Origin of the sequence: Brevibacterium sp. UCMA 11752, from assembly GCF_021532235.1 — a bacterium.
In the GTDB taxonomy this organism is placed as follows: Bacteria; Actinomycetota; Actinomycetes; order Actinomycetales; family Brevibacteriaceae; genus Brevibacterium; species Brevibacterium antiquum.
Genome location: NZ_JACBOS010000003.1, coordinates 1,575,255 through 1,597,564, shown reverse-complemented (window position 1 = coordinate 1,597,564; position 22,310 = coordinate 1,575,255). Strand labels below are relative to the sequence as shown.

Annotated in this window: 17 protein-coding genes, 1 tRNA gene and 1 pseudogene; 10 read left to right on the top strand and 9 right to left on the bottom strand. The window is 63.2% G+C overall.

The features are described 5' to 3' along the window. Positions 1-51: 51 nt before the first annotated feature. Positions 52-1,509: an NAD-dependent succinate-semialdehyde dehydrogenase gene (locus HU144_RS07095; protein ID WP_235350730.1), complete on the top strand. Its 1,458-nt coding sequence runs from the start codon at positions 52-54 to the stop codon at positions 1,507-1,509. Between the two features lie 42 nt (positions 1,510-1,551). Here the strand turns inward: HU144_RS07095 and HU144_RS07090 are convergent, their stop codons facing one another. Next, positions 1,552-2,616 carry a zinc-dependent alcohol dehydrogenase gene (locus tag HU144_RS07090; protein WP_235350729.1) on the bottom strand — a complete coding sequence of 355 codons (1,065 nt, stop codon included), beginning with the start codon at positions 2,614-2,616 and terminating at the stop codon, positions 1,552-1,554. Continuing rightward, on the bottom strand, positions 2,616-3,980 hold the full coding sequence (gene shiA, locus HU144_RS07085; RefSeq protein WP_235350728.1) for a shikimate transporter: 1,365 nt from the start codon (positions 3,978-3,980) through the stop codon (positions 2,616-2,618). The genes HU144_RS07090 and shiA overlap by 1 nt, the downstream gene beginning before the upstream one ends. Before the next feature lie 200 nt (positions 3,981-4,180). Between shiA and HU144_RS07080 the strand changes: the two genes are divergently transcribed. Together HU144_RS07080 and HU144_RS07075 are read left to right on the top strand one after the other, a co-directional pair. After that, positions 4,181-4,978 (top strand): IclR family transcriptional regulator domain-containing protein, encoded by a 798-nt coding sequence (locus HU144_RS07080; RefSeq protein ID WP_235350727.1) that lies wholly within the window; start codon positions 4,181-4,183, stop codon positions 4,976-4,978. Between the two features lie 60 nt (positions 4,979-5,038). Then, entirely contained in the window at positions 5,039-5,551 is a 513-nt protein-coding gene (locus HU144_RS07075; protein WP_235350726.1) for a putative immunity protein, read from the top strand. A 67-nt stretch (positions 5,552-5,618) separates the two neighbouring features. Here HU144_RS07075 and HU144_RS07070 read toward each other — a convergent pair whose 3' ends face one another. From HU144_RS07070 to galU, 3 genes are all read right to left on the bottom strand, one after another. Next, positions 5,619-7,667 (bottom strand): hypothetical protein, encoded by a 2,049-nt coding sequence (locus tag HU144_RS07070; protein ID WP_235350725.1) that lies wholly within the window; start codon positions 7,665-7,667, stop codon positions 5,619-5,621. Positions 7,668-7,740: 73 nt separating this feature from the next. Further along, positions 7,741-8,337: a GNAT family N-acetyltransferase gene (locus HU144_RS07065; protein ID WP_235350724.1), complete on the bottom strand. Its 597-nt coding sequence runs from the start codon at positions 8,335-8,337 to the stop codon at positions 7,741-7,743. A 121-nt stretch (positions 8,338-8,458) separates the two neighbouring features. Beyond that, entirely contained in the window at positions 8,459-9,361 is a 903-nt protein-coding gene (gene galU / locus HU144_RS07060; protein ID WP_235350723.1) for a UTP--glucose-1-phosphate uridylyltransferase GalU, read from the bottom strand. Positions 9,362-9,495: 134 nt separating this feature from the next. On the opposite strand from galU, the gene HU144_RS07055 reads away from it, so the two are divergent. Together HU144_RS07055 and HU144_RS19400 are read left to right on the top strand one after the other, a co-directional pair. After that, positions 9,496-10,083: a 5-formyltetrahydrofolate cyclo-ligase gene (locus HU144_RS07055; protein ID WP_235350722.1), complete on the top strand. Its 588-nt coding sequence runs from the start codon at positions 9,496-9,498 to the stop codon at positions 10,081-10,083. 50 nt (positions 10,084-10,133) lie between these two features. Beyond that, positions 10,134-10,466: pseudogene (locus tag HU144_RS19400) on the top strand (FmdB family zinc ribbon protein); the annotation flags it as partial. 14 nt (positions 10,467-10,480) lie between these two features. Here the strand turns inward: HU144_RS19400 and HU144_RS19395 are convergent. Then, complete coding sequence (locus HU144_RS19395) at positions 10,481-10,744, bottom strand: hypothetical protein (RefSeq protein ID WP_328284323.1); 264 nt, start codon at positions 10,742-10,744, stop codon at positions 10,481-10,483. A gap of 89 nt (positions 10,745-10,833) precedes the next feature. Here HU144_RS19395 and HU144_RS07045 point away from each other — a divergent pair, with 89 nt between their 5' ends. Continuing rightward, on the top strand, positions 10,834-11,463 hold the full coding sequence (locus HU144_RS07045) for an SAF domain-containing protein (RefSeq protein ID WP_235350720.1): 630 nt from the start codon (positions 10,834-10,836) through the stop codon (positions 11,461-11,463). Positions 11,464-11,727: 264 nt separating this feature from the next. Next, positions 11,728-12,204: a large conductance mechanosensitive channel protein MscL gene (gene mscL / locus HU144_RS07040; protein WP_235350719.1), complete on the top strand. Its 477-nt coding sequence runs from the start codon at positions 11,728-11,730 to the stop codon at positions 12,202-12,204. Positions 12,205-12,569: 365 nt separating this feature from the next. Here the strand turns inward: mscL and HU144_RS07035 are convergent, their stop codons facing one another. Next, positions 12,570-17,489 (bottom strand): DUF4011 domain-containing protein, encoded by a 4,920-nt coding sequence (locus HU144_RS07035; protein ID WP_235350718.1) that lies wholly within the window; start codon positions 17,487-17,489, stop codon positions 12,570-12,572. A gap of 107 nt (positions 17,490-17,596) precedes the next feature. Here HU144_RS07035 and HU144_RS07030 point away from each other — a divergent pair. The 3 genes from HU144_RS07030 (at position 17,597) to HU144_RS07020 (ending at position 20,254) form a co-directional block, all read left to right on the top strand. Then, a tRNA-Arg gene (locus tag HU144_RS07030) sits at positions 17,597-17,672 on the top strand. 452 nt (positions 17,673-18,124) lie between these two features. Next, positions 18,125-19,567 (top strand): hypothetical protein, encoded by a 1,443-nt coding sequence (locus tag HU144_RS07025; RefSeq protein ID WP_235350717.1) that lies wholly within the window; start codon positions 18,125-18,127, stop codon positions 19,565-19,567. Between the two features lie 66 nt (positions 19,568-19,633). Further along, a complete protein-coding gene (locus HU144_RS07020; protein WP_235350716.1) occupies positions 19,634-20,254 on the top strand; it encodes a class F sortase in 621 nt (206 codons plus the stop codon). A gap of 45 nt (positions 20,255-20,299) precedes the next feature. On the opposite strand, the gene HU144_RS07015 is transcribed toward HU144_RS07020, so the two are convergent. Both HU144_RS07015 and HU144_RS07010 read right to left on the bottom strand, forming a co-directional pair. Then, complete coding sequence (locus HU144_RS07015) at positions 20,300-21,364, bottom strand: universal stress protein (RefSeq protein WP_235350715.1); 1,065 nt, start codon at positions 21,362-21,364, stop codon at positions 20,300-20,302. Between the two features lie 142 nt (positions 21,365-21,506). Then, positions 21,507-22,007 carry an HNH endonuclease gene (locus HU144_RS07010; protein ID WP_235350714.1) on the bottom strand — a complete coding sequence of 167 codons (501 nt, stop codon included), beginning with the start codon at positions 22,005-22,007 and terminating at the stop codon, positions 21,507-21,509. Positions 22,008-22,310 lie beyond the last annotated feature (303 nt).

Here is a 22,310-nt window from a genome sequence, read left to right as displayed (position 1 = left end):
CTTCCGGCGACCGGCGGCCATGCTTCATCGACAACCAAAGGAGGATCTGTCGTGGACATCACCCCGATCATCGACAAGCTCAACACCGGACTGTTCATCAATGGCCAGTGGCGTGATGCCGAGGGCGGAAAGACCATCGATGTTGCGAACCCAGCGACCGGTGATGTCATCACCACGGTCGCAGACGGCTCGGCAGCCGATGCCGAAGAGGCCATCAAGGTTGCCGGCGACACCCAGGAATCATGGGCCGCCACCCCGCCGCGCGAACGCGCTGAGATCCTCCGCCGTGCCTTCGAGCTCCTCATCGAACGTGCCGACGACATCGCGGCAGTCATGACCGCCGAGATGGGCAAGCCCTTCTCCGAGTCCAAGGGCGAGGTCACCTATGGCGCAGAGTTCTTCCGCTGGTTCTCCGAGGAAGCCGTGCGCGTCGGTGGCCAATACACTCAGTCCACCGATGGCAAGACCCGTGTCATGGTCTCCCGCGAGCCCGTCGGGCCCTGCATCCTCATCACCCCGTGGAACTTCCCGCTGGCCATGGGCACCCGCAAGATCGGCCCGGCCATCGCCGCTGGCTGCACCATGGTGTTCAAGCCGGCGAAGCTGACCCCGCTGACCTCCCTCATGCTCGTCGACGTGCTCATCGAGGCCGGCCTGCCCGCCGGTGTCCTCAACGTCGTCACCTCCGAATCCGCTCGTCGCGTGGTCACCCCGTGGATGGAGTCCGGAATCGCCCGCAAGGTCACCTTCACCGGCTCCACCGAGGTAGGCGTGGGCCTGCTCAAGCAGGCCGCCGACAATGTCATGAAGACTTCGATGGAGCTCGGCGGCAATGCTCCGTTCGTCGTTTGCGAGGACGCCGACATCGACAAGGCCGTCACCGGCGCGGTCCAGGCGAAGATGCGCAACGGCGGCGAGGCCTGCACCTCGGCGAACCGCCTGTTCGTCCACTCCTCCGTCGCTGAGGAGTTCTCGACGAAGCTGACCGAGCGCATCGGTTCGATGAAGGTCGGCAACGGCCTCGATGAAGGCACCGAGGTGGGCCCGCTGGTCGATCAGGATTCCCTGGACAAGGTCGCCGGCCTTGTCGATGATGCTGTGTCCAAGGGCGCGAAGGTCCTCACCGGCGGGTCGAAGATCGACGGCAAGGGCTTCTTCTACAACCCGACCGTCATGACCGATGTGCCGCTGGACGCCGAGATCCGCACCACCGAGATCTTCGGACCCGTCGCACCCATCGTCACCTTCGACACCGATGAGGAGGGCATCGCTTTGGCCAACGAGACCGAGTTCGGTCTGGCCGGCTACCTGTTCAGTGAGAATGTCGAGCGCGCCCTGAACCTGGCCGACAAGATGCAGGTCGGTATGGTCGGTCTCAACACCGGCTTGGTCTCCAACCCGGCCGCGCCCTTCGGCGGCGTGAAGAAGTCGGGCCTCGGCCGTGAGGGCGGAAGCGTGGGCATCGAGGAGTTCCTCGAGGTCAAGTACGTGGCCCTGCCTCGCGCCTGATCCCGCGCAATACCCGCGCACAGACAATGCGCATGTCGTGCATCAGTGCATGGCATGCGCATTGTGTGTGCGCAAGCGCATGTCCACCCACTGCTTGACCTCGGGTCTCGAGGTGACCTCGAGCAGTGGGGAGGCACCCGGCTGGGAGTTCTCGCCCCGGTGCGACCCCTTCCCGGCGAACACCGCAGGCACATCGTCGAGAGCCAGCGCCGGACCCATGATCTTCTCTGTGGGCATCTCGTCGAGCAGCTCCACGGCCTCTGCCATGTCCCGAGGATGTTCGTAGATGAAAGACCCTTTGATGCGCAGCTGCTTCTGCACGATGCTGAAGCTGGAGGCGCCGAGGTGGTGGTGGTCTTCTCCGACCAGTGTGATCGCTGCGAACGGTGCAAGGTGGTCTACGACGGCTCCGAGTGCCTCAGGCACTCCGGCGGCGTCAATGACGACGTCTGGAGCGGGGCACTGTCGCGGTGTGAATACCCGGGCTCCGAGATCGACCGCCAGCGCGCGACGTCCGCCGTCGGGCTCACTGACATATGGGCGATACCCCTGCGCGACGAGGGTGACGATCGAGAGCAGCCCCTGGGCACCGGCACCGAGCACGAGGACGTTTTCCGTCCCGTCGAGTCCCGTTCGCCGGATCGCCGAGGCAGCGACGGCGAGAGGCTCGACGCACACTGCTCGTTCGAGCGCCATCTCCTGGGGCAGTCGATGACAGAACTCGCTGGGATGGTCGACCACCTCGGCGAGGAAGCCCGGCTGGGTGAGGACTCCTGCGCTCAGCCGCGAGGTGCAGGCGGAGGTCATACCGAGGCTGCAGTATTCGCACCGGCCACAGGTGATGTTCGGCTCGAGAGCAACCCGATCCCCGACGGCGAATCCGTGAGTATCAGAACCAACCTCGGCGACTTCACCGATGCCTTCGTGGCCCAGCCGCCACGGAAGCTCGGGTGGTGTGCGCAGGCCGGTGGCCAGGCTCTGGTCGGTTCCGCAGATTCCGACGGCGAGCATCCGGACTCGGAGATCACTGCTGCCCACAGGCCTCTTGGGCAGCGGGCGGTCGAGGACCTCGACGCGGTCCGGTGCTGTGATCTCCGCTGTGCGCATCAGAGCTGGATTGCCTTCGCGTCAGTCGTCGAGGCGCGCTCGTCGTTGCGTTCGACGCGCCACTGGTGGACGAGGTACATCGCGATGGCGATCGAGATGAGGCATCCGCCTGCCAGGTACGCGGCGACGAGATACCACGAGCCGTTGCCGACGCCGACGAGGAAGGTCGCGATGAACGGGGTGAAGCCACCGGCGATCGCGCTGGCCAGCTGGTAGCCGACGCCGGCTCCGCTGTAGCGGAATTCCGGGCTGAACATTTCGGCGAACAGGGGCTGCTGGACGCTGACGACGGCGTCGTGGGCAAAGTTGATCAGCAGCACGGCGAAGATGACGATCGCAACGATGTTGCCGCTCTCGAGGGCGAAGAAGAATGGGATCGCGCAGACGAGGCCGACGATGCCGCCAGTGAGGTAGACACGGAGTCGGCCGTACTTATCGGAGAGGTAGGCGAATGCGGGGATCGTGATGATACCGAGTCCGCCGACCAGCAGGGTGATGTTGAGCATCACAGACCTGTCGAGTCCGAGTTCATCCGTCGAATACGACAGGGCGAATGTGGTCACGATGTACATGGTCAGCAACTCGATGAAGCGCAGGCCGATGATCTGGAAGATCTGGGCCGGGTAGCGTTTGAAGGCCTCGAAGATCGGCAGCTTCGCGACCTTGTCCTCTTTGGCGTTCTTCACACGCTCGATATATTCTTCGGACTCCTGGACGCCGGAGCGGATCCAGAGGCCGATGAGGACGAGCACGGCACTGAAGTAGAAGGGAATGCGCCAGCCCCAGGCGAGGAAGGCTTCCTGCGAGAAGCTGGCACTCAAGAGCGCGACAAGACCAGTGGCCATCAAGAGCCCGACGGAGTATCCGATCTGGACGCCGCTGGAGAAGAAGGCGCGCAGCTTCGAAGGAGCGCTTTCGACGGCCATGAGTGCCGCGCCGCCCCACTCTCCGCCGACCGCGACGCCCTGGACGCAGCGCAGCAGAACAAGCAGCGCCGGTGCCAACCAGCCGACGGTGTCGTAGGTGGGGAGAAATCCGATGAGAGCCGTGGCGATGCCCATGATCGTCATCGTCCAGATGAGCATGGATTTGCGGCCGAGCTTGTCACCGAAGTGGCCGAAGATGATGCCGCCGAGAGGACGGAAGATGAAGCCGACGCCGAAGGTCGCGAATGCTGCCAAGGTTCCCGCATGGGCACTGTAGCCGGGGAAGAAGAGTTCACCGAAGACCAGTGCTGCAACGATGCCGTAGAGGAGGAAGTCGTACCACTCGACCACTGCGCCGATGAAGGAGCCGGCAGCTGCGCGTCTGGCGCGCTTGAGCTCCTCGGTGTTCGCAGCAGTCTGATTCTGTGCTGTGGACATGGCATTCTCCTTCGAATGGTGGAGCCGGAGGTCGATGGCAGTACTGTCGGTTCACGTTAACGCAGATCACATTATCACGATGTACGCTTTACGTACAGATGTGCACTATGCGCACACTCATGAGTCCGTGTGACCACAGCCCGGGTCGTTGCTCCCGTCATCTGCGGACGACGCGTCGCTGCGACCGATACCCTGGAGAGGTGAAGTCAGAGTTGAGTCCCACCGAAGAGCCCTCGCAGAGCCCCCACTACGTCAAGTCCGCCGAGAAGACCTTGGCCGTACTCCTCGCCTTCAACGCCGATACCCCCTATCGCACCGTTACCGAGGTGGCCGCCGCCACCCATCTGACGCGGGCCGCAGCCCGGCGCTTCCTCCTCACTCTCGTCGACCTCGGCTATCTGTCGACGGAGGGCTCGCACTTCGCACTCACTCCTCGAGTCCTCGACGTCGGAGCCGGCTTCCTCGCCGGCTTGGATCTGCCGAAGATCGCCCAGCCGCATCTCAATGAGCTGGCCCTCGACCTCGACGAGTCCGCGACGTTGAGCATCCTCGACGCCGATGACGTCGTCTACATCGCCCGGGCTGCAGCCCCGCGACTCCATGCAGTCACCGTCAACCTGGGCAACAGGCTTCCTGCCTGGGCCACATCCATGGGCCGGATGCTCATCGCCGAACTGCCAGAATCGTTCCAGGAGGAGTTCCTCGAACGCGTTGAGATCTCACCGTTCACCGATCACACCGTGTCATCGTCCGCCGAGCTCGGTGACGAACTCAGCCGGATTCGCAGACAGGGCTGGTGCTTGGTGTCGCAGGAGCTCGATGACGGTCTCCGCGGTCTGGCTGTTCCGATTCGCCGAGGCGACAACACGCTCGCTGCGCTCAACGTGTCCCTGCATACGTCTCATCTGCGCGGGCTCTCCGTCGAAGACGACCTCGTACCCCGCCTGCAGCAGGTGGCGACATCGATTGCAGCGGACTTCGGTGGACGCTCAGCCTGAGGTGGCCCCGGTGACGGGGACCACCTCGTTCAGGGCAGCCACCCGTACGACGAAGCAGCCATGATTCTGCCCGAGGTCCGCGACCCGACGATGGTGACGATTCGACGAGGCGGCACATTGACCGATGCTGATCATCGACTTCTGGCGCTGTGGGCAGCCGACTGCGCCGAACATGTCCTGCACCTCTTCGAGCACGAAGCACCAGAGGACACACGAGTCCGTGATGCTGTGGCTGCGGCCCGCGCTTGGGCTGCCGGCACCGTGAAGATGATGCGGGCGCGCGCCTCAGGAGGGCACGCCATGGGAGCTGCCCGTCCCTTGCGCGGCGCAGCCCGGTTCGCAGCCTATTCCGCAGGGCAGGCTGCCTGCGTCGGGCACGTCGCCGAACACGATCTTGGCGCTGCCGCCTATGCCATCAAAGCCGTAAGCAGTGCGAATCCCAAGGACCCAGGCGCGGGACAGGCTGAACGCGACTGGCAGAGGGACCAACTGCCCAGTCAGATCCGTCAGCTCGTCCTTGCGGATCAGAAGCGACGCAACTCCATCTGCTGGTTCCTCTTCGAGACCGACTGAATCAGCGAAGTACGCCTATCTGCGCAGGCGCAGTTGCCGGCGAAGTCAGGCGCAGATACGTGCGAGGTCAGGCGCGACGTCGGGCGAGCACGTCGTCGACGGCGCCCATCTCGGGGGCCTTGTTCGTCCTGATCGCCTTGCGACCGTGCTCCAGCGGACTGTCATCACGAGCCGAGTCGCTGAGCTCGGGACGGTAGCCGAGTTCGGCGGCGAACTGAGCCGCGATGTCCTCACGGCTGCGGGCCTTGGACTCATACGACGAGTAGGACGACGCATCCGCTGCCTTCGCTTCGGGGACCGGGTGCTCAACCTGTGGGGCATCGACGTAGCTGGGGACAGGCAGCGGCGTCGGTGACCAGGCAGCACGTGCCTGCAGTCGCTGCATGAACGGATCGCTGACCTCGATGGTGTCGACACTCGACGCGGTCGCCACGACATCGGATTCCTTGGTGGAGTTGCTCTCGGCAGCAGTCTCATTGCGCGGCGCGGGCTCAGCTACCGCGGCCGATTCCGCTTCGCGGGTCGCAGCCGCGGTCGATGCGGAGTCGTCTGCCTTGATCACGGATGCCGACTCGGGCGCAGTCGATTTCGACACGGAGTCGGAACCTGCGGAAGCTGGTCCTTCACCCTGCGCCTCTGCGGCGTCGGGCACTGCTTCTGCGGCATCGGGCGCCGCTTCTTCGACGATAGGGATCGGTCCTGTGAGCAGAACCTGACGGGTGGTGTGGCCTTCTGCGGCTTCGTTGCGAATACGCACGAGCGGAATCTCGCCGGTGTCGGCCTCTTCTTTGCTCTGCTTTGCGCTCACGTTGCGCGCCATGACGGCACGCGCCTGAGCGGCCTTCGTCGATCCTGCCGACCGGGCATCACCCGGCTTGCTGTCCGGAGCCTTCGATGCGGCAGCAATCGGGGACTTGGAAGCGGCAGAGGTTGGGGCCTTCGATGCGGCAGCGGTCGGGGAAGCAGGCGCCGAGGTGGCGGCTGGTTTCGCGGCCGCGCTCGTCGACCGCGTGGTGCTCGTGGCAGTGGCGGTGCTCTTCTTCGGCGCGGTGCGCTTGGTCTTCGGGTTCCGGCTTTCGAGTTCCCTGAGGCGAGCCTTGATCTCCCGTTTGCGCAGGTTGAGTGTGCGCACGATGGCCAGGGAGACGATCGCGAGCCCGAGGAACACTCCGGCGAGTGCGACATGGACGACCGAGAACATCGCAAGCACGCCCGTCACCAGAATCCCCAGGGTGGAGGCGAGGAAGAGCAGTGCGAATCCCCGCGTCATGGTGCCCAGCGATTTCATCGACTCGCGCAGTGTCGTTGCTTTCTCAGTCATCGAATGGTCCTCATCGGCTCCGAAAGTCGGATTGGGAATCTGTGTACCTCGTCTGCTTGTCTCTGCTGTGTCTGTGGTGGCTGCTGTGTCTGTGGTGACAGCTTCATCGGATCGGCTCTGCGGCGATCGCGGCTGGGTCCGTCCCGGCCGGATCGGAACCGTCCCGGAACGCTCGCCGAGGTGGCTGGCGCTTCCGGAGCCTCTGCTCACCGATGAAGGCTGTCCGTTCGCGCTGGGGCCGTTCGCACTGTGGCCGTTCGAACTGTGGCCGTTCGAACCCTGCTGCGACTGATTGAACACGGCGTGCACTGCCGGGTGCAGCATTCGAACGTTGTCGGTTGTCGCCGAGGCGGATGCCTCGTGGCCGCGGTGGCTGTCGAGGTAGGTGGAGCGGGTTTCACCGACGGCCACAGGAAGGAAGCTGCGCTGGTGCTGCTCGTCCGCCTCGGTGGTGGTGGATTCTGTGTCTGTGGTCGAACTCGAGTCTGCGTGTCCGTCGATGACGGCGAACTCCGGTGCCTGTGCGGAGAGGCTGAGCTTCGGTGTGCCCGCCATCGGGGCGACGTCGGGTCGTGGGACGGTTGGTTCGACGGTGGCCGAGGAGTGGAAGACACTTGCGCGTTCGGTGTGATCGTGGCCAGGGATCTGAGGGTCGGCGTCGATGACCTGTGCCTGATCCGGGACGGTGTCGATCTCGACGCGGGAGAGCTCCGTCGCTGATTTGCGGATCATTGTGGGCACGACAACGACGAAGACCACGATGATGGCGATAACGACGATGATGCTGGTGTCCACACTGCAACCCTAGAGCGCCCGGTTCGGCAACGACGTGAAGGGATGTGGTGTGTCGGTCAAACAGGTGCTAAGTTCACAGCTTTCTCAGGCTGTGACGGTAGGCGGCGAGAATTCCCTGCGGAACCTCCTCGGCGACCAGGGCGAACGTCCGGTGGTCACACCATCGGCCGTCGATGTGCATGTACTTCTCCCGCAGCCCCTCATTCCGGAAGCCGAGCTTCTCGACCACGCGCAGGCTGGCCGTATTCTCGGGTCGGATGTTGATCTCAATCCGGTGCAGCCCCAGAGCGAAGAGGCAGTGGTCGGCAGCCATGGCAACGGCGATGGGAGTGATGCCGCGGCCGGCGACCCTCGAGTCGATCCAGTAGCCGATCTGTCCACTGAGGATGGATCCCCAGCTGATGCTCGACACGGTGAGCTGGCCGCGGAATTCACCGCCGACCTCGATCGCCAGCGGCACCGACTGTCCCCGCTTGGCCTGCTTGTCGTACATGCGGACCATGCCTCGAAACCCCGGAAGCTGCTGGCCGGGAATCGGCAGCGTCGCATCCCAGGGACGCAGCCAATTCCGGTTGTGCCGACGGACCTCTCGCCACTGACTTTCGTCGCGCCGATTCAGCGGGCGCAGCACGATGTCGGACTGCTGATCAGTCAGGATGACTGGCCACAAACGGCTGCCTCCGCTCTCGGGTGCTCAATCAGTGATGTCCGCTGGTGCATCGGTGCGGTGATACTAGGGTGCAGCGATACTGGGGTGAAGTGATGGTCGGGTGCAGTGACGTTGACGACGGTCAGGGAAGTGTTGCCACGTATTCCTTGAGCCAACTGTTGAGGTCAGCACCCAGGTCCTCGCGGGCGCTGGCGATCTGCACGACGGCCTTGAGGTAGTCGAGCTTGTCACCGGTGTCATAGCGAGCGCCCTTGAAGACGACTCCGTAGACCCCGTTGCCGCCCTCCTGTCCAGCGAGGACTTGGAGAGCGTCGGTGAGCTGGATTTCGTTGCCGCGGCCCGGTTCAGTGGTCTCGAGGACGTCGAAGATCTCCGGTGCGAGGACGTAGCGGCCGATGATCGCAAAATTCGACGGGGCTTCACTCCGCTCTGGCTTCTCGACCAGGCCGGTGACCTTGACGACTTCGTCATCGGAGGTGGGTTCGACTGCGGCGCAGCCGTAGAGGTGGATCGCCTCTGGAGGAACTTCCATGAGCGCGACGACGCTGCCGCCTGTCTTCTCGGCAACGTCGATCATCTTCGGCAGAATCGGGCTGCGTTCGTCGATGAGGTCATCGCCGAGCAGAACCGCGAACGGTTCCTGGCCCACATGCTGGCGGCCCTTGAGCACGGCGTGGCCCAGGCCCTTCGGGTCACCCTGGCGGACGTAGTGGATGTCGGCGAGTTCGGACGCGTGACGAACAGCGGCGAGCTTCTTTGTGTCGCCCTTCTTCGCCAGTGCGGCTTCGAGTCCGTCGACGCGGTCGAAGTGGTCCTCCAGAGGTCGCTTGTTGCGACCAGTGATCATGAGGAGGTCCTGCAGGCCGGCATCGGCTGCCTCTTCGACGACGTATTGGATGGCCGGTTTGTCGACGACGGGCAGCATCTCCTTGGGAGTCGCCTTTGTGGCGGGGAGGAAGCGGGTACCCAGACCGGCCACGGGGATCACGGCCTTGCGCACTGTGCGTTGCGTTTCATCACTCATGTCGCTCATCTTAACCAAAGGATGTGGCTGCGATTAGGCTTATGAGCGTGGATGCAGAAACTTCAAAGGCGCAATTGCGTGCACACATACGTTCCGAACGTGCGGCTCACGTTGCGGGCGGCGTTGAATCGTCGATGACAGAGGCGAAATCGTCGGTCGTTGAGGGCGAGTTTGCGGTCGCCGAGTCTGCCTGGCAGATCATCGAAAGCCTGTGGCCGAACCTGGACCTGACAGGCCATTCGGTGCTCGCCTATGCCGCCTTGGCCGGCGAGCCCGACCTGGACCCGGTCATCGACCGGTTCCTCGCCCGCGGTGGAACCGTCTACCTTCCTGTCGTCACCACCGTCGGTCATGCCCTCATGTTCGGTACCGTCACCGAGTCCATGGCCACGCTCCACGCTCGTGGTAGGTGGCGAATTCGTGAACCTTCACCTGTGTTGACCGCCGCAGATCTCATGTCCGCCGAGGTGGCCCCTGACCTTGTGTTCGTGCCTGCGCTCGGGTTCGGGCCCGGGGGTGCCCGCTTGGGCAACGGCGGCGGTTTCTATGACCGCACGTTCGGCCCGCGCGGCGAAGTGCCCCTGTCAGGCAGGGGACACGCAAGCGTGGTCTACGGAGTCTGCTTCTCGACCGAAATCGGTCTCCCCGAGCTCACAGTGGAGCCCTGGGACCTGCAGATCACTCGGGCCGTGACCGATCACGGTGTTCACTCCTTCGACTGATTCGCTCCTGCGACGAAACCGAGACACGGGCAGATGCGGGACACGGGCAGATGCAAGCACCGATTTCCGATGCGACCACGCCCGCTGTCGAGCGTCGGGCCGTTCTCAGATCGGGGCCACAGCAGCTCACTCGCGCGTGCGCTCCTGTGGACGAGACGGCGACTGCTCGAGCCTCTCACCCCATGCGTTACTCGCGGGCGAGTCGGGTGGACTATAATCTTCTCGTCGAAGAAAGGTCTCGAATGCCCGTTTACTCCTACGCCTGCAAGAGCTGTGGTCACGCTTTTGATATTCATCAAGATTTCAGCGATGACTCGCTCACAGTCTGCCCCGAGTGCCAGGGACGCCTGAAGAAGGTCTTCGGCACCGTGGGGATCAGCTTCAAGGGTTCGGGCTTCTACGCCACTGACTCCCGCGCGAGCAATTCGAGCACAGTCCCCTCTTCCTCGAACTCCGATTCGTCGAGTTCGTCCCACTCATCGGGCTCGTCGAAGGAATCGTCGAGCTCCTCGGACTCGTCCTCGTCGACATCCAGCTCACCGGCCAAGAGTGCTCCGGCGGCGAGCAGCACTTCCGCCAGCTGACTCCGTCGGCTTTCCTCATCGCAGGCGCGCCCTGTCGACTCGTGCGCGTTATCGCTGTGGATTGACCGATGACTCATGTGCGATTCGCCTGTGGACACACAACGGCTGTCCACAGGCATTGTCTGTTCCCTTGATCTGAGTCTCTGCGCACGACCAGGCTCCGGGTATGGGAATCTTGCGGCGCCTCAGAGCCAGAGCATCGACCTGGTCGAAGTCCTCACGGATCAAACCACAGCGGATAGTCGCCGCTGTCTGCTTCGCCTGTGCGTGTGCTCTCGTGGTCTGGATCCTCACGCCGGATCAGGGTGGAACGTCCATCGTCGTTGCCACCAGAAATCTGCCGCCGGGATCTGAGCTGCGATCTCAGGATCTGAGAGTTGTCGAGTTTCCCTCGCAACTCGTCCCGGACAAGGCTTTCACCTCTGTCTCGGACGCCGATCACAAGCGCACCTCGGCGGGCTTGTCCAAGGGTTCGCCGTTGACGCAGTCGGCGGTCCTCGACCAGCAGGCACTGCCGGAGGGCAGCACTGACCTCCTCATGCCTGTGCGCTTGGCCGATGATTCTTCGGCAGCTCTCCTGCAGCCCGGCCAGCGCATCCGCCTATTCAGCTCACTGCCCGACGGGGGCTCTGATGTCGTCGTGAAGGAAGTGACAATTGCCCGATTGGTCGACAAGGGTGACGGCATTTCCGCTGAATCAGGGCAGCTTGTCTCAGTGATACTGTCCTCGGATGATGCCGAACGCATCGCAGAATTTGCCGGGATGCCGATCAGCTTCGCGATCCTTCCGCGCTGACCCACCGCTGACTCCCACGACCTCCGGCTGACTTCACCGGGTCGCTCCAAACCCAGCTGACCGGGATATCCCCAGTCGGGCTAACTGGAGTGCCCCCAGCCGGGCTAACTGGATTGTCCCGAGCCGGGCTAACTGGGATTTGTCGCGCCAGATGGCACGCATGTCCTCGGGGTGTAGTCGAGTTACCTGTGTGTATCATGTAATCGTAGTAGAAGTATTTCACTCCCCATTATTGTTTGCATATACGCCGAAAGGGTGCCTCTAATGCTTAAAGGCTTCAGAGACTTCATTCTCCAAGGGAATGTCGTCGAACTCGCAACCGCGGTGATCATCGGCGGCGCCTTCACTGGAATCGTGACGGCTTTCTCCGATAAGGTCATCAACCCGCTGATCGCTGCCGTCGGTGGCGCGGAAGGTCCTGCGCTGGCCTTCCGCATCAAAGAAGGCGTTCCGGAGACGACCATTGACCTGGGCGCTGTGATCACTGCAGCGATCAACTTCCTGATCGTCGCCGCCGTCGTCTACTTCATCATCATCGTCCCGATGAACAAGCTCAACGAGCTGCGCAAGCGCGGAGCTCCTGAGGAAGAAGTTCCTCCGACCACCGAGGATCTGCTCGGCGACATTCGCGAAATCCTCCGGACCCAGGCGGCCACAACCGTCGGTGGTCCTGCCGAAGGTCCTGCCAGCACGGCCGGTCCGTTCGACGATACCGAATCGACAGAGCCCCCTCGCCACTGATTGACGCGAGCGCCACGAAGGCCCGTTTCCCCATTGGGGAAGCGGGCCTTCGTCGTGGTGGATCTCAACTGTTCGCTGCTTCTCAGATTCGGCACCTCTCAAGGAGGCATCTCACCGCCGCCCATCACCAGTGTGGGGGTTTCTGTGACCGGTAATAGTCGGCGCTGAAGCCTCCGTTGTCGGTCTCTGCCTCATTGCGCAGCGTGGCACGATACTTCCGCACTGCTGCCTCGAGTCGCGCCCTCTTCTGATGCTCCGTTTCGTGTTCCTCATCGGGAGCATGTTCAGCGGAGCGATCAGCAGATTCTGAGTCTTGTGCATGCTCACCCTCGGGAGGTTGTGACCCGGGGCCCTCGTCAGTCATCTCAGCGCAAGTCATCCGTGCGCGGCTCGATATCGGCTGCGCTCGGACGCTCCTTCTCAGCACCCAGCTCACTTGAACCAGCCTCCTGCACACCACCGGCGGGCTCGGAGAACTCCGCGGGATTCTCCTGCGTGCCGTCCGGCGCACTCTGCCCGTCAGAGCTGGGCGCCTGGTCAGAGCTGGGCACCTGGTCAGAGCTCGGCACCTGGTCATTGCTCGCGGTCTCGATCAGTCCCGCCTGACGCAGTTCATCGGCCCTGATCTTGCCCGTGTCGAAGGTGGGAACGACCTCGTCCTCCATCGGACTGTGCTGTGCTGATTCAGGAACCACCACCTCGGCGCCGGTTACTCGTTTGGCCTGTGCATGCCGTTGCCGGTAGCGGTCCACGGCCGCCTGCAGCTGAGAGTCTCCACGACCGGAGTTGCCCTTCTGTGCCAATGCCGTTCTGAGCAGATCCTTGATCTCACCGTCACCACGGACGACGGCATCGGACTGGACCCAGTCGATCATTGCATCGAGGCCCGAGTCCGAGTACTTGTGCATGGGCAGGCCCGGCACCAGTTTGGGCCGGCTGCCGGTGCGGCCCACGACGACCGAGGCCGCACGAGCCGCATTGAGGACAGCCTGCGGACTCATCTTCTCGACCGTGGACTTCCAGGCTTCGAAGATCTTCTCGGTCTCGGACTGCGGATCGACGAAGGCGTCAGTGGACCACATGCGCACGAACTTCCATCCGCGACGGGCCAGCTGCTCGGGCACGACGCGGTCGCGCTGACGCAGGCTGCGGACCGATGCGTATTCGGGTCCGTCTCCGGCGACGGCGATGATCATTCCATGCTCGTCCTCGGTCGAGTTCGCCACGGCCAGATCGATGCCGTTGTAATGTTCGTGAGCGACCACGCCAAGCTGCAGCAGCCGATCGGCGATGTCGTTGAAGAGCGGGTCGTAGATCTCGCCGTGTGGGCCCGGCTGCTTGATGCCGCCGCATGCCAGTTCGTCGAGCAGTCGTGGCAGCAGCGCCGCTCCCCCGCTGAGCCTGTGCGTGTCGAAGTCATCGGACTCGATGCTGGAGACCACGGTGAGACGTTTGCGCGCCCGGGTCATCGTGGCCGCGAGGATCCGCTCGCCGTCGGGACCGGACAGCGCCCCGAAGTCGTGGATGACACGACCGTGAACTGTCCGACCGAAGCCGAGGGTGAAGATCACCGCATCGCGGGACATGCCCTGGACACGTTCGGCATCGGTGACCACAAAGGGTTCCTTGCTCGAATCGTTGAAGAACGCAGCAACATATGGCAGGTCCTTCATCGCCCGAGAGATCGCGGTGGCAACGCGCTGAGCGTGATGAGCGGTGAGCGCGACGACGGCCAGGGACTCACGCGAACGGTTCCGAGCGTGCCTGAGCACGAGCTCGACGACCCGTTTGACCTCGGCGTCAGGACTCTCGACACGACCGGTGCCGATGTCCGTCGGCCCCCTTCCGTCTGCGACGTAGGAGAACTCGAGCCCGGTGCCCTCCCCGGTGTGCGCGGTCGGCATCGTCGTGATCGTCGAATCGTAGAAGTGCCGGTTCGCCAGATCGATGAGTCCGACCGGTGACTGTCGGTAGGAATTCGACAGTTCCATTCGGGGCAGGAATTCGCCGAGGCGCTCCTGCACTGAGCTCGGATGGTCCCCATCGTCCATTCCCCAGCGATCAACCGCGATCGTGAAGGGACGGGGACCAAGCAGTCTGGAGTCGCCCAGTGAGATGACCTGCCGGGCCCGGGTGATGGCGGGGACCACGTCGGGGACTGAGAGACGTCCCGCATCGGCGATGACGACAGCGTCGAAGAGCGGCAGTGCTGAGAAGAGTTCGGGCACCGTGTACGGGCTGGCCATCCAGACCGGGGCAAGAGTCGTCAGGAGCTCGGGAGCCCTCGTCGACATGGTCTGCACGGAGGTGTGCGGGGAGAGCAGCTCCTGCTTGATGACTCCAGCGGAGATCGGGTCGTTGTCGATGCCCCGCTTCCACGACTGAGCATGGTTGTACCGCAGTCGGCTCGCACCTGCTGCGACGAAGGCACGGTCGTTTTCGCGGAAGCTTTCGGCCACCTGATGCAGTGCGGCACCGTCGTGACGACCAACCTGGGGATCTTCGCTGGCCATCCTCTGCAGAACCGAGGCCCAGTAGGCCAGGTCGAACTCCGGACCGACAAGCGTGGTGTCGACCTTGCGGCGACGCAGGTCAGTGAGCAGATCAGACAGGCCCTCGTCGGTCAGTTCGCGTTGGATGCGGGACCGTTCCGGAAGTTCGCTGAGGTTCTCAGAGTCACGGCCCATGGCTTCGGTCCGCGCCTGCAGTTCTTCGATGAGCATCGAACCCAGATCGCCGCCATCCGGAGTGGTCTCCAGAATTGGTGCGATCTTGGCAACGTCGGCCTCAACACCTTGGAGGATCTCATCGGCATCGAGGACGCCGCGAGGAATCTGTGGACGACCGTCATGCCCTGCGAGGTCCTGGAGCACGATGCGCTGGGACCGGACGTCGATCAGCGCCGAATGCAGGTCTGTCACCTCGGCGCCGGGACGGAGGAATTCGTTCGCGGACTTCTTCTGGCGCTTCCGTTGCAGCATGCCCATCTCTACGCCGACCTCGGAACGGTATTCTGCGGTTCCGGTCGCGGCGATGAGATCGTCGAGTCGATGATCGTAGATGTCAGGGGCGAAGCTGTCGAGGGTCGCGCGCACCCGCAGCAGCACCTTGATCGCGCGTGACCAGTCATTGAGGTTGCGGCGGGGATTCAGTTTGGCTTTGGACAGGACCGGCTCGACGGCCTTGACCAGATCAGGGATGGTCCGGCCCAGTCGCTCTGCGACGGTTCGTGCGGCTTCGGCTTCTTCGACCGATTTCAGGTCCGCGCCGAACCAGACGGTGTCCTCGACGTCGAGGGTGAAGGCACCCAACGATGCCAGCTCGCTGAGCTTTCCGCGCAGAGCGTTGCGACGGTCATCGCTGGCCCCGAGGAGATCTTCACCGAACCGGACTGGAGTCTGGGGGGAATCGTCGCCGGATGTCAGCTCCGCCAGGTGCTGCATGGTCTCGTAGACGGATACGTCCCAGGGCTCACGCCGACGATGCAGTGAGGAGACATGTTCGTTCAGTGTCTCGCGCTGTTCGTTGAGTTCATTGAGCAGTCCGCTCAGATCGGGGCGCTCGGCCTTCTCGGCCGATCCGATGAGGCCGACGAGCTGGCTTCTGATCGCGCCGGAGCCCTGGCGGGTGTCCACGGCGAATTCTGAGAGTCCGACCTCGCCGAGGCGGGAGGAGAAGTCGTCGAGTGCGTCGGCGGTCTGCGCCAAGAAAAGAACGCTCTTTCCTGTGTGGGCAAGTGTTGTGGCCACCGCGACTGCGACCTGGGTGGCCCCGGTGCCCGGTGGGGTGTCGACGACGACCGACTGCCCGGAGACTGCGGCGTCGACGACGGCCTGCTGGTCGCCATCGACATCGATGACGAGGAACTCTTCCTGTGGTTTGCGATCAGGGAGAGGGGTGACGGGTTCCTTGAGTGCGGCCGGAACGACATCTTCATCATCGGATTCGACAGCCTCCGAATCTGCGAAGCTGTCGGCGTTCGTCTCAGATTCTGTGCTCTGAGGTTCGGCGGTCTGAGATTCGGCGGTCTGGGGCCCTGTGGTCTGGAGGTCAGCGGTCTGGGGTTCCGCGGTCTGGGGTTCCGCGGTCTGGGGATCTGCGGTCGCTGTCGGTGAGTCTTTGGCCTTTGAGTCCGCCGACTCTGAGGCGGTCGACTTGGAGGCGGTCGACTTTGAGATGGTCGACTTAGGATCCGCCGACGTTGAGTCTCTCGCGGCGGTCTCGCCGAGGCCCTGGTCTGACTGTGCGCGCTCATCACTCTCAGTGCCACCTGCTTCGGTGCCCTTGGCTGAGGTGTCCTTGGCTGCCGTGGTCCCACTGCCGGCCGACGTGGAATCCCTTGGACCTTTGACTGGGGCCTTCGCACCCCCGGGCAGAGACCCGTCTGTGATCGGCACCGTCGGCTGAGAGAACTCATCTTCGTCGCCAGCGGCTGCGTCCGGGGCAGGCTGTTCGTCGGCGCTCGGTGTGGCTTCCCGACTCGGCTCCTGCTGCACGTCCCGACCCGCCTCCTGCTGCACTTCCTGCCGAGGAGTCGGAACGTAGGACGGGCCGCCGAGTGCCCCTCGCACGTCTTCGTCGCCGGCGAGGGCGCGGAGGATCGGGTGTTGTGTGGGCAGGTAGTCCGCGGTGAACGGACTCGCAATGTTCGCGAATGTCGACACCACGAAACGGTGGTTGATGCGCAGCCCGGGCACTGACTGCGCGAGGTCGCGGAGGCGATCGAGGGCTGGCCCTGGGTCGAAGCCGTGCGGCCCTCCGGTGGCATCGACCCATTCGTCGACGGGAACGTCCAGGTCGTAGGCCTCGGCCAGGTGCTGAACCAGGGCAGGGTTGATCATGATTCCGTTGCCTAGCACGATCTCGAAGTCCTCGACGCGGGAGCCGCGGGGAACGAGAGTGACATGGCGCATCACCACGGGGGCATTGAACTTGTACTTGGAATCCTTTTCGGTCCACGAGGCAAAGCCGATCGCCAGGTGTGCCGTCTGAATTCCGCGTTCGTTATCGAGCTGCTCGGCCTTCGACCGGATCGACTTCGCTCGACGGCGTGCGTCAGCGAGGACCTCATGGTCGCGGACCAGGCTGGAGAGTCGAGTGGCCCGACCGGCCAGAAGCTGGGCTAGGCCAGACGGGTGCGCACCGGAGAGATCGATGCTGCCATCACGCGAATCCCGGAAATGGAGCATGGTGTCGCGACCGCCCAGATGGGCAGCCTGCTGTTTCCACTCGGCGTAGACATCGTCGAGTTCCGGGAACTGATCGTCAACAACGGAATCTGGCACAATTCGACCCTAACGAGAAATTTCACATAATAGGTGCTGGCACACCGTGAAACATCCAGGTTTCTTCTACGCTACACTGGGTGGTCGTGGTCGAAGAAGGCCACATCGCCCCCGTAGCTCAGGGGATAGAGCACCGCTCTCCTAAAGCGGGTGCCGGCAGTTCGAATCTGCCCGGGGGCGCCATCACAACTGCGGATCAGATCCGTCTCGGTTCCACATCCCCCTTCGACCGCTGCACATTGCGCACCTGCGCTCAGTTCATCGCCTTGCTTGCCTGGGCCCGCCGCAACAGTCGCCGGCCTCATCGGCGCCTGGAATCCGGCGATGCAGCGATACCGCGTGCGCGGTCATACCTCGAAGTACACCCCTGCCCCTCGGCAACGATGGGCGCCAAGACCAGAATGGCGAGATCAGCAGCAACTCAACAGGACAATCATCCTTGCTGCGTCTATACTATCGAGGTGGGAGCGAGCAACGGCAATCTGCCTTGCGCCCAACCACGCGGAGTCGAAGGCCGACACCTCGTGGCGCACCCCAGGAAGGACCAGAACATGCGGCACCTCCGCAGACGTCTCCCCGTAGTCGGCACAACGATTGCACTGATCGCCGGGAGCACCCTCCTATCGTCTCCGGCAATGGCTGCTCCCGAACTCGGCCCCCAGCTCAGCGCGTACGAGGGCGAACCTGATTTCACCGGTGTCACCACAAACCCTGAGACGGACAACCAGGGCGGCGTCGACAACGCCACCATGTACGGTGCCTACATTCCCTCGTCAGGTGTCCTCTCCGGCAGTCGCGTCTGGTGCATCGACCGGGGCCTGACCCAACCTATGGGCAATGGTTACGACGAAGGCGGCAGATCATCCGTCGAAGCCCCTGAGCTGGCCTATATCCTCGCGAAATGGGACGAGCCCCGCGACGATCAAGCCGATCAGATGGCTCATGACATGGCCATCGGCGCGCACGTGCACAGTTCTGATGAAATCGACCACCGCGACATTCTCGATGACCGCAGCCTAAAAGAGGTCACCGATGGAATCGGGTGGAACGAGGACTCTCAGAACCTCAAGGACATCGGTGCAGACGCGTTCTACGATGACGTACTTCCCGACGCCTACGACCTCTCGGCACTCATGGGCGACGAAGCCGCGAAGTATGCCGGAGACGGCACCTATAAGGCCGAGGTCACCATTGACGAGGACTCATCGGCTGCGGTTGTCTCGCTGGTCAACTCCGAGGGCGTCAGCGTTCCCGGATTCGACGGTGAGCTGACTGTCGACGGCGCCGAGCCTGAGACGACGGAGATCACGTCCGGCGAATCGTCAGTCGAGGTGCCCCTCGAGTTCACCGACGAAGTTCCCGATGTCTCTGTATCAGTGACCTTCTCGGGATTGCCGACTGGTTCGGTGACCCAGTGGAATCCCAAGGACTTCGACGCCGATGATTATGATCGTGCGAGCCTGCAAGCTGTCATTGAGGGGCAGGAGACAACGGCTCAGGCATCGGATTCCTACCAGGGCCTCTACACCCCACAGGTGTCTTCGCAGGTCTCGGTCACAGAGATCACTGAGCTCCCGGCCAAGGTCACCGACAAGGTTCGCCTTGACCACTGCGCACCGGGTGAAACCATCGAAGATGCCAAGGTCGAGGTGTATGCCGAAGACGGAACCATCACCCAGTCCGAGACCATCCCCGAGGACGCGGAGCTGCTTGAAACCTTCACTCCCGATGTCACCTGTGATGAAGACGGTACCGTCGACTTCGAGACGGACGAGCTCGCACTCGATGCCGACTTCGTGAAGCCCGGCGAGGAGAAGTCGGTGACATTCGTGGCCTCGGCTCCTGCCTCCGGATCGAACGAAGCCTTCTCGCATGAATACGGTGTGCCCTCGGAGACCGTGGAAATCGCCGTTCCCGAGGCGGATAAGCCAGACGACAACCCGGTCGTGAAGACCGGTGCGTACGTTGACTCGTCCGACGGTGGCCCCAATTGGCACCTCGTCGGCGGCATCGGACTGCTGACCGTGGCCGCAGGGCTCATCCTCGGAACACTTCGCCGTCACAAGACGGACAGCTGACGATTCAATCATGACTCGGTGGCGGCCACTGCTTCGGTGGCCGCCACCGCCATATGAAAGGAAACCATGTCGGCACGAATTTTTCGTGACTGGTGGTCCATCCCCGTCGCGGTTGTCATCATTGCGCTCATCTGCGCAGGCGCATGGATGCTCACTCAGGGCCTCACCGATGAACAGAACACCGCCGATAGTCAGACCGATGTTCAGCTGGAAGAGCCGCCAAGCGACGCCGACGTCGAGGATATGCAGATCGAAGCCCTCGACGGAGAATTCCAGATCCCGTCGGTAGGGCTTGATACCGGGCTGGAGACCATGTCCGAGGTCAACGGCGCGATCAATCCCCCAGGGCTGCACAATGGCTACGTTGTGCGTAACCACGGCACCCCTGACCACCCCGAGCGCGGCACGACCTATGTCGCCATCCACTCCGTGCAAGGAGCCGAGCTGCCCGGGAACACGCTCATCGATGTCGATGCGGGAGAGCCGACTGTTGAACAGGGTGAGTCGATCACCCTCCAAGACCGGGACTACACGGTCACCGACTCCTACACCGTGCCCAAGACCGACATCTCCGGTGATGATCGCGTGTGGGCCGATGAACCCGGCCGCCTCGTCATCCTCACGTGTCTGCAGCGCAGCTCCGGTCGATCAGCCGACAACGTCGTCATCGAGGCAATCGCCGACTAGCAATGACAGGCACGGTTCCAGAGCCAGGTGCAGTGGGGCCAAGCATCACAGCCCCGGCTCAGGGATCTCTCCATCGTGTCGACGCTTGTTGTGGTCGCGGGTGACGCGGACGACCATGGTCGGGCACTGCGAGTACGGCAGCACTGACTGTGAGGTCGAACCAAGGAGCAGTCCGGCGAAGCCTCCACGACCGCGAGAACCGATGACAAGCACCTCGGCGGTGTCAGAAGCTCGAACGAGCACCTCGGCGGGCTGACCGTCGAACAGGGTCCAGGTGACGTCGAGGTTCGGGAACTCGGCCTGCAGGCGCTGCTTGGCCACAACGAGCTTGTCAGCGCCCTCATTGACCAGTCGCTCGAGATCCGCGGTGCTCGGCAGCCATTCCGGGCCGATGACCGTCGTGGTGATGACGGCAACGATGTGCAGCGGCGATCCCCGGCGCACGGCCAGTCGAGCGGCCTTCCACAGTGCCGGAGACTCGGCGCCGAGGGAATCGACGCCGACGACGACCTTGCCGTCGAAACGCAGTCCCTCGATGGCTTCGACATTGGGGTCGGGCTCTTCGACGACGATGCCGTCCTGACGGATGGGCCGTGAGGATGTGGGATGTGCGGTCTTCTCCGCATCGGACTGCCACGCGGAGGGAACGACGACGGTCGGGCAGGCAGAATGGGCCGGCAGGGCGCTGGAGACGGTGCCGAGCAGACGCCCGGCGAATCCGCCGCGACCGCGGGAGCCGACGACAGCCAGGCTTCCCGACTTCGATTCGTCGATGAGGACACCGGCTGCGTCACCGATCTCAATGACTGCTTCGACTGGCACACCGGCGGACTTCACCTCGGCGGCGGCTTCCTTCAGCGTGTTCGTCACCGCCGCACGGATCGAAGTGTCGTCGATCGGAACGTAGGAGACATCGATCGCGGCCGCAGCCACGCTCGGGATCGTGTAGGCACCAACCAGGCGGATCGGCTTGTCCAGGGACTTCGCTTCCTGGATGGCCCACGCCAGAGCATTGCGGCTGGGCGGTGAACCGTCGATGCCGACGACAACGGCTTCGGGCTCCCCAGCCGGTGATGCATCGTCGTTCTGGGGTCGGTCTTGCTCATTCATCGCAAGCTCCTCATCTTGAAGCGAACTTCTCTCGCCTCCACCCTAAATCAGAATCGATCGGAGACCTGTGCCTATGTCACATCGTTATCCGAATTGGGCCACAGTTCGGACATTGCGGCGACAAGCAGGAACGATGTTCGCATCAGGCGGCTCTGGAGAGCTCCAGGAACGGACGCCACTGTTCGACCGGCTTGTCGATGCCGCGCATCCAGAACTGACCGGTTCGCGGCTCCTGAGGTTGGAAGCTGAGCTTCCACCCGATTTCGGCCAACGACCTGTTGCCCTTGCGGTTGTTGCACTCACGGCAGCAAGCCACGAGGTTCTCCCAACTGTTGACCCCGCCACGTGAGCGTGGAACGACATGATCAACCGTCGTCGCGGGCTTTGCGCAGTAGGCACAGCGGTGGTTGTCGCGGCGCAGCACACCTCGCCGGGAAAGGGAGACCCGGCGGTCATGAGGAGGCCTCACATAACGTGTCAGCAGAATGACCGATGGCTGGTCCAGATTCAGATGTTCGGATCTCACCGGAACATCCTCGGCGGCCAGGACTGTCGCTTTGCCCGTGAGCACCAGGACCACTGCCCTGGTGAACGGAACGATCGACAGTGGTTCATATCCGGCATTCAGCACGAGAGTCTTCATATCCCGCCCCTCATCTTCGTGTGAGTGTGGACCCCGCCGATCGACACGGGCCCGGGAAACGCGAAAGGCGCCGTGCCGCAGCACAACGCCTTGAAAGAAGGGGCAGACACAGATATGTACTCCGCGCCAGAAACTGGAGCGGCTATTCGCACTATCCGACTGTGGCCCATCTGATTTCCCATCACTTACGCCAACTCAATCTTATTAAGACTAACTCCGACCATCTCCTGTGACCGAATTCATATCACTCGCGTCACGGATTCTTTCATTGCCGTTCACCTTGCAGTGTGGTCGGCAGCTCAA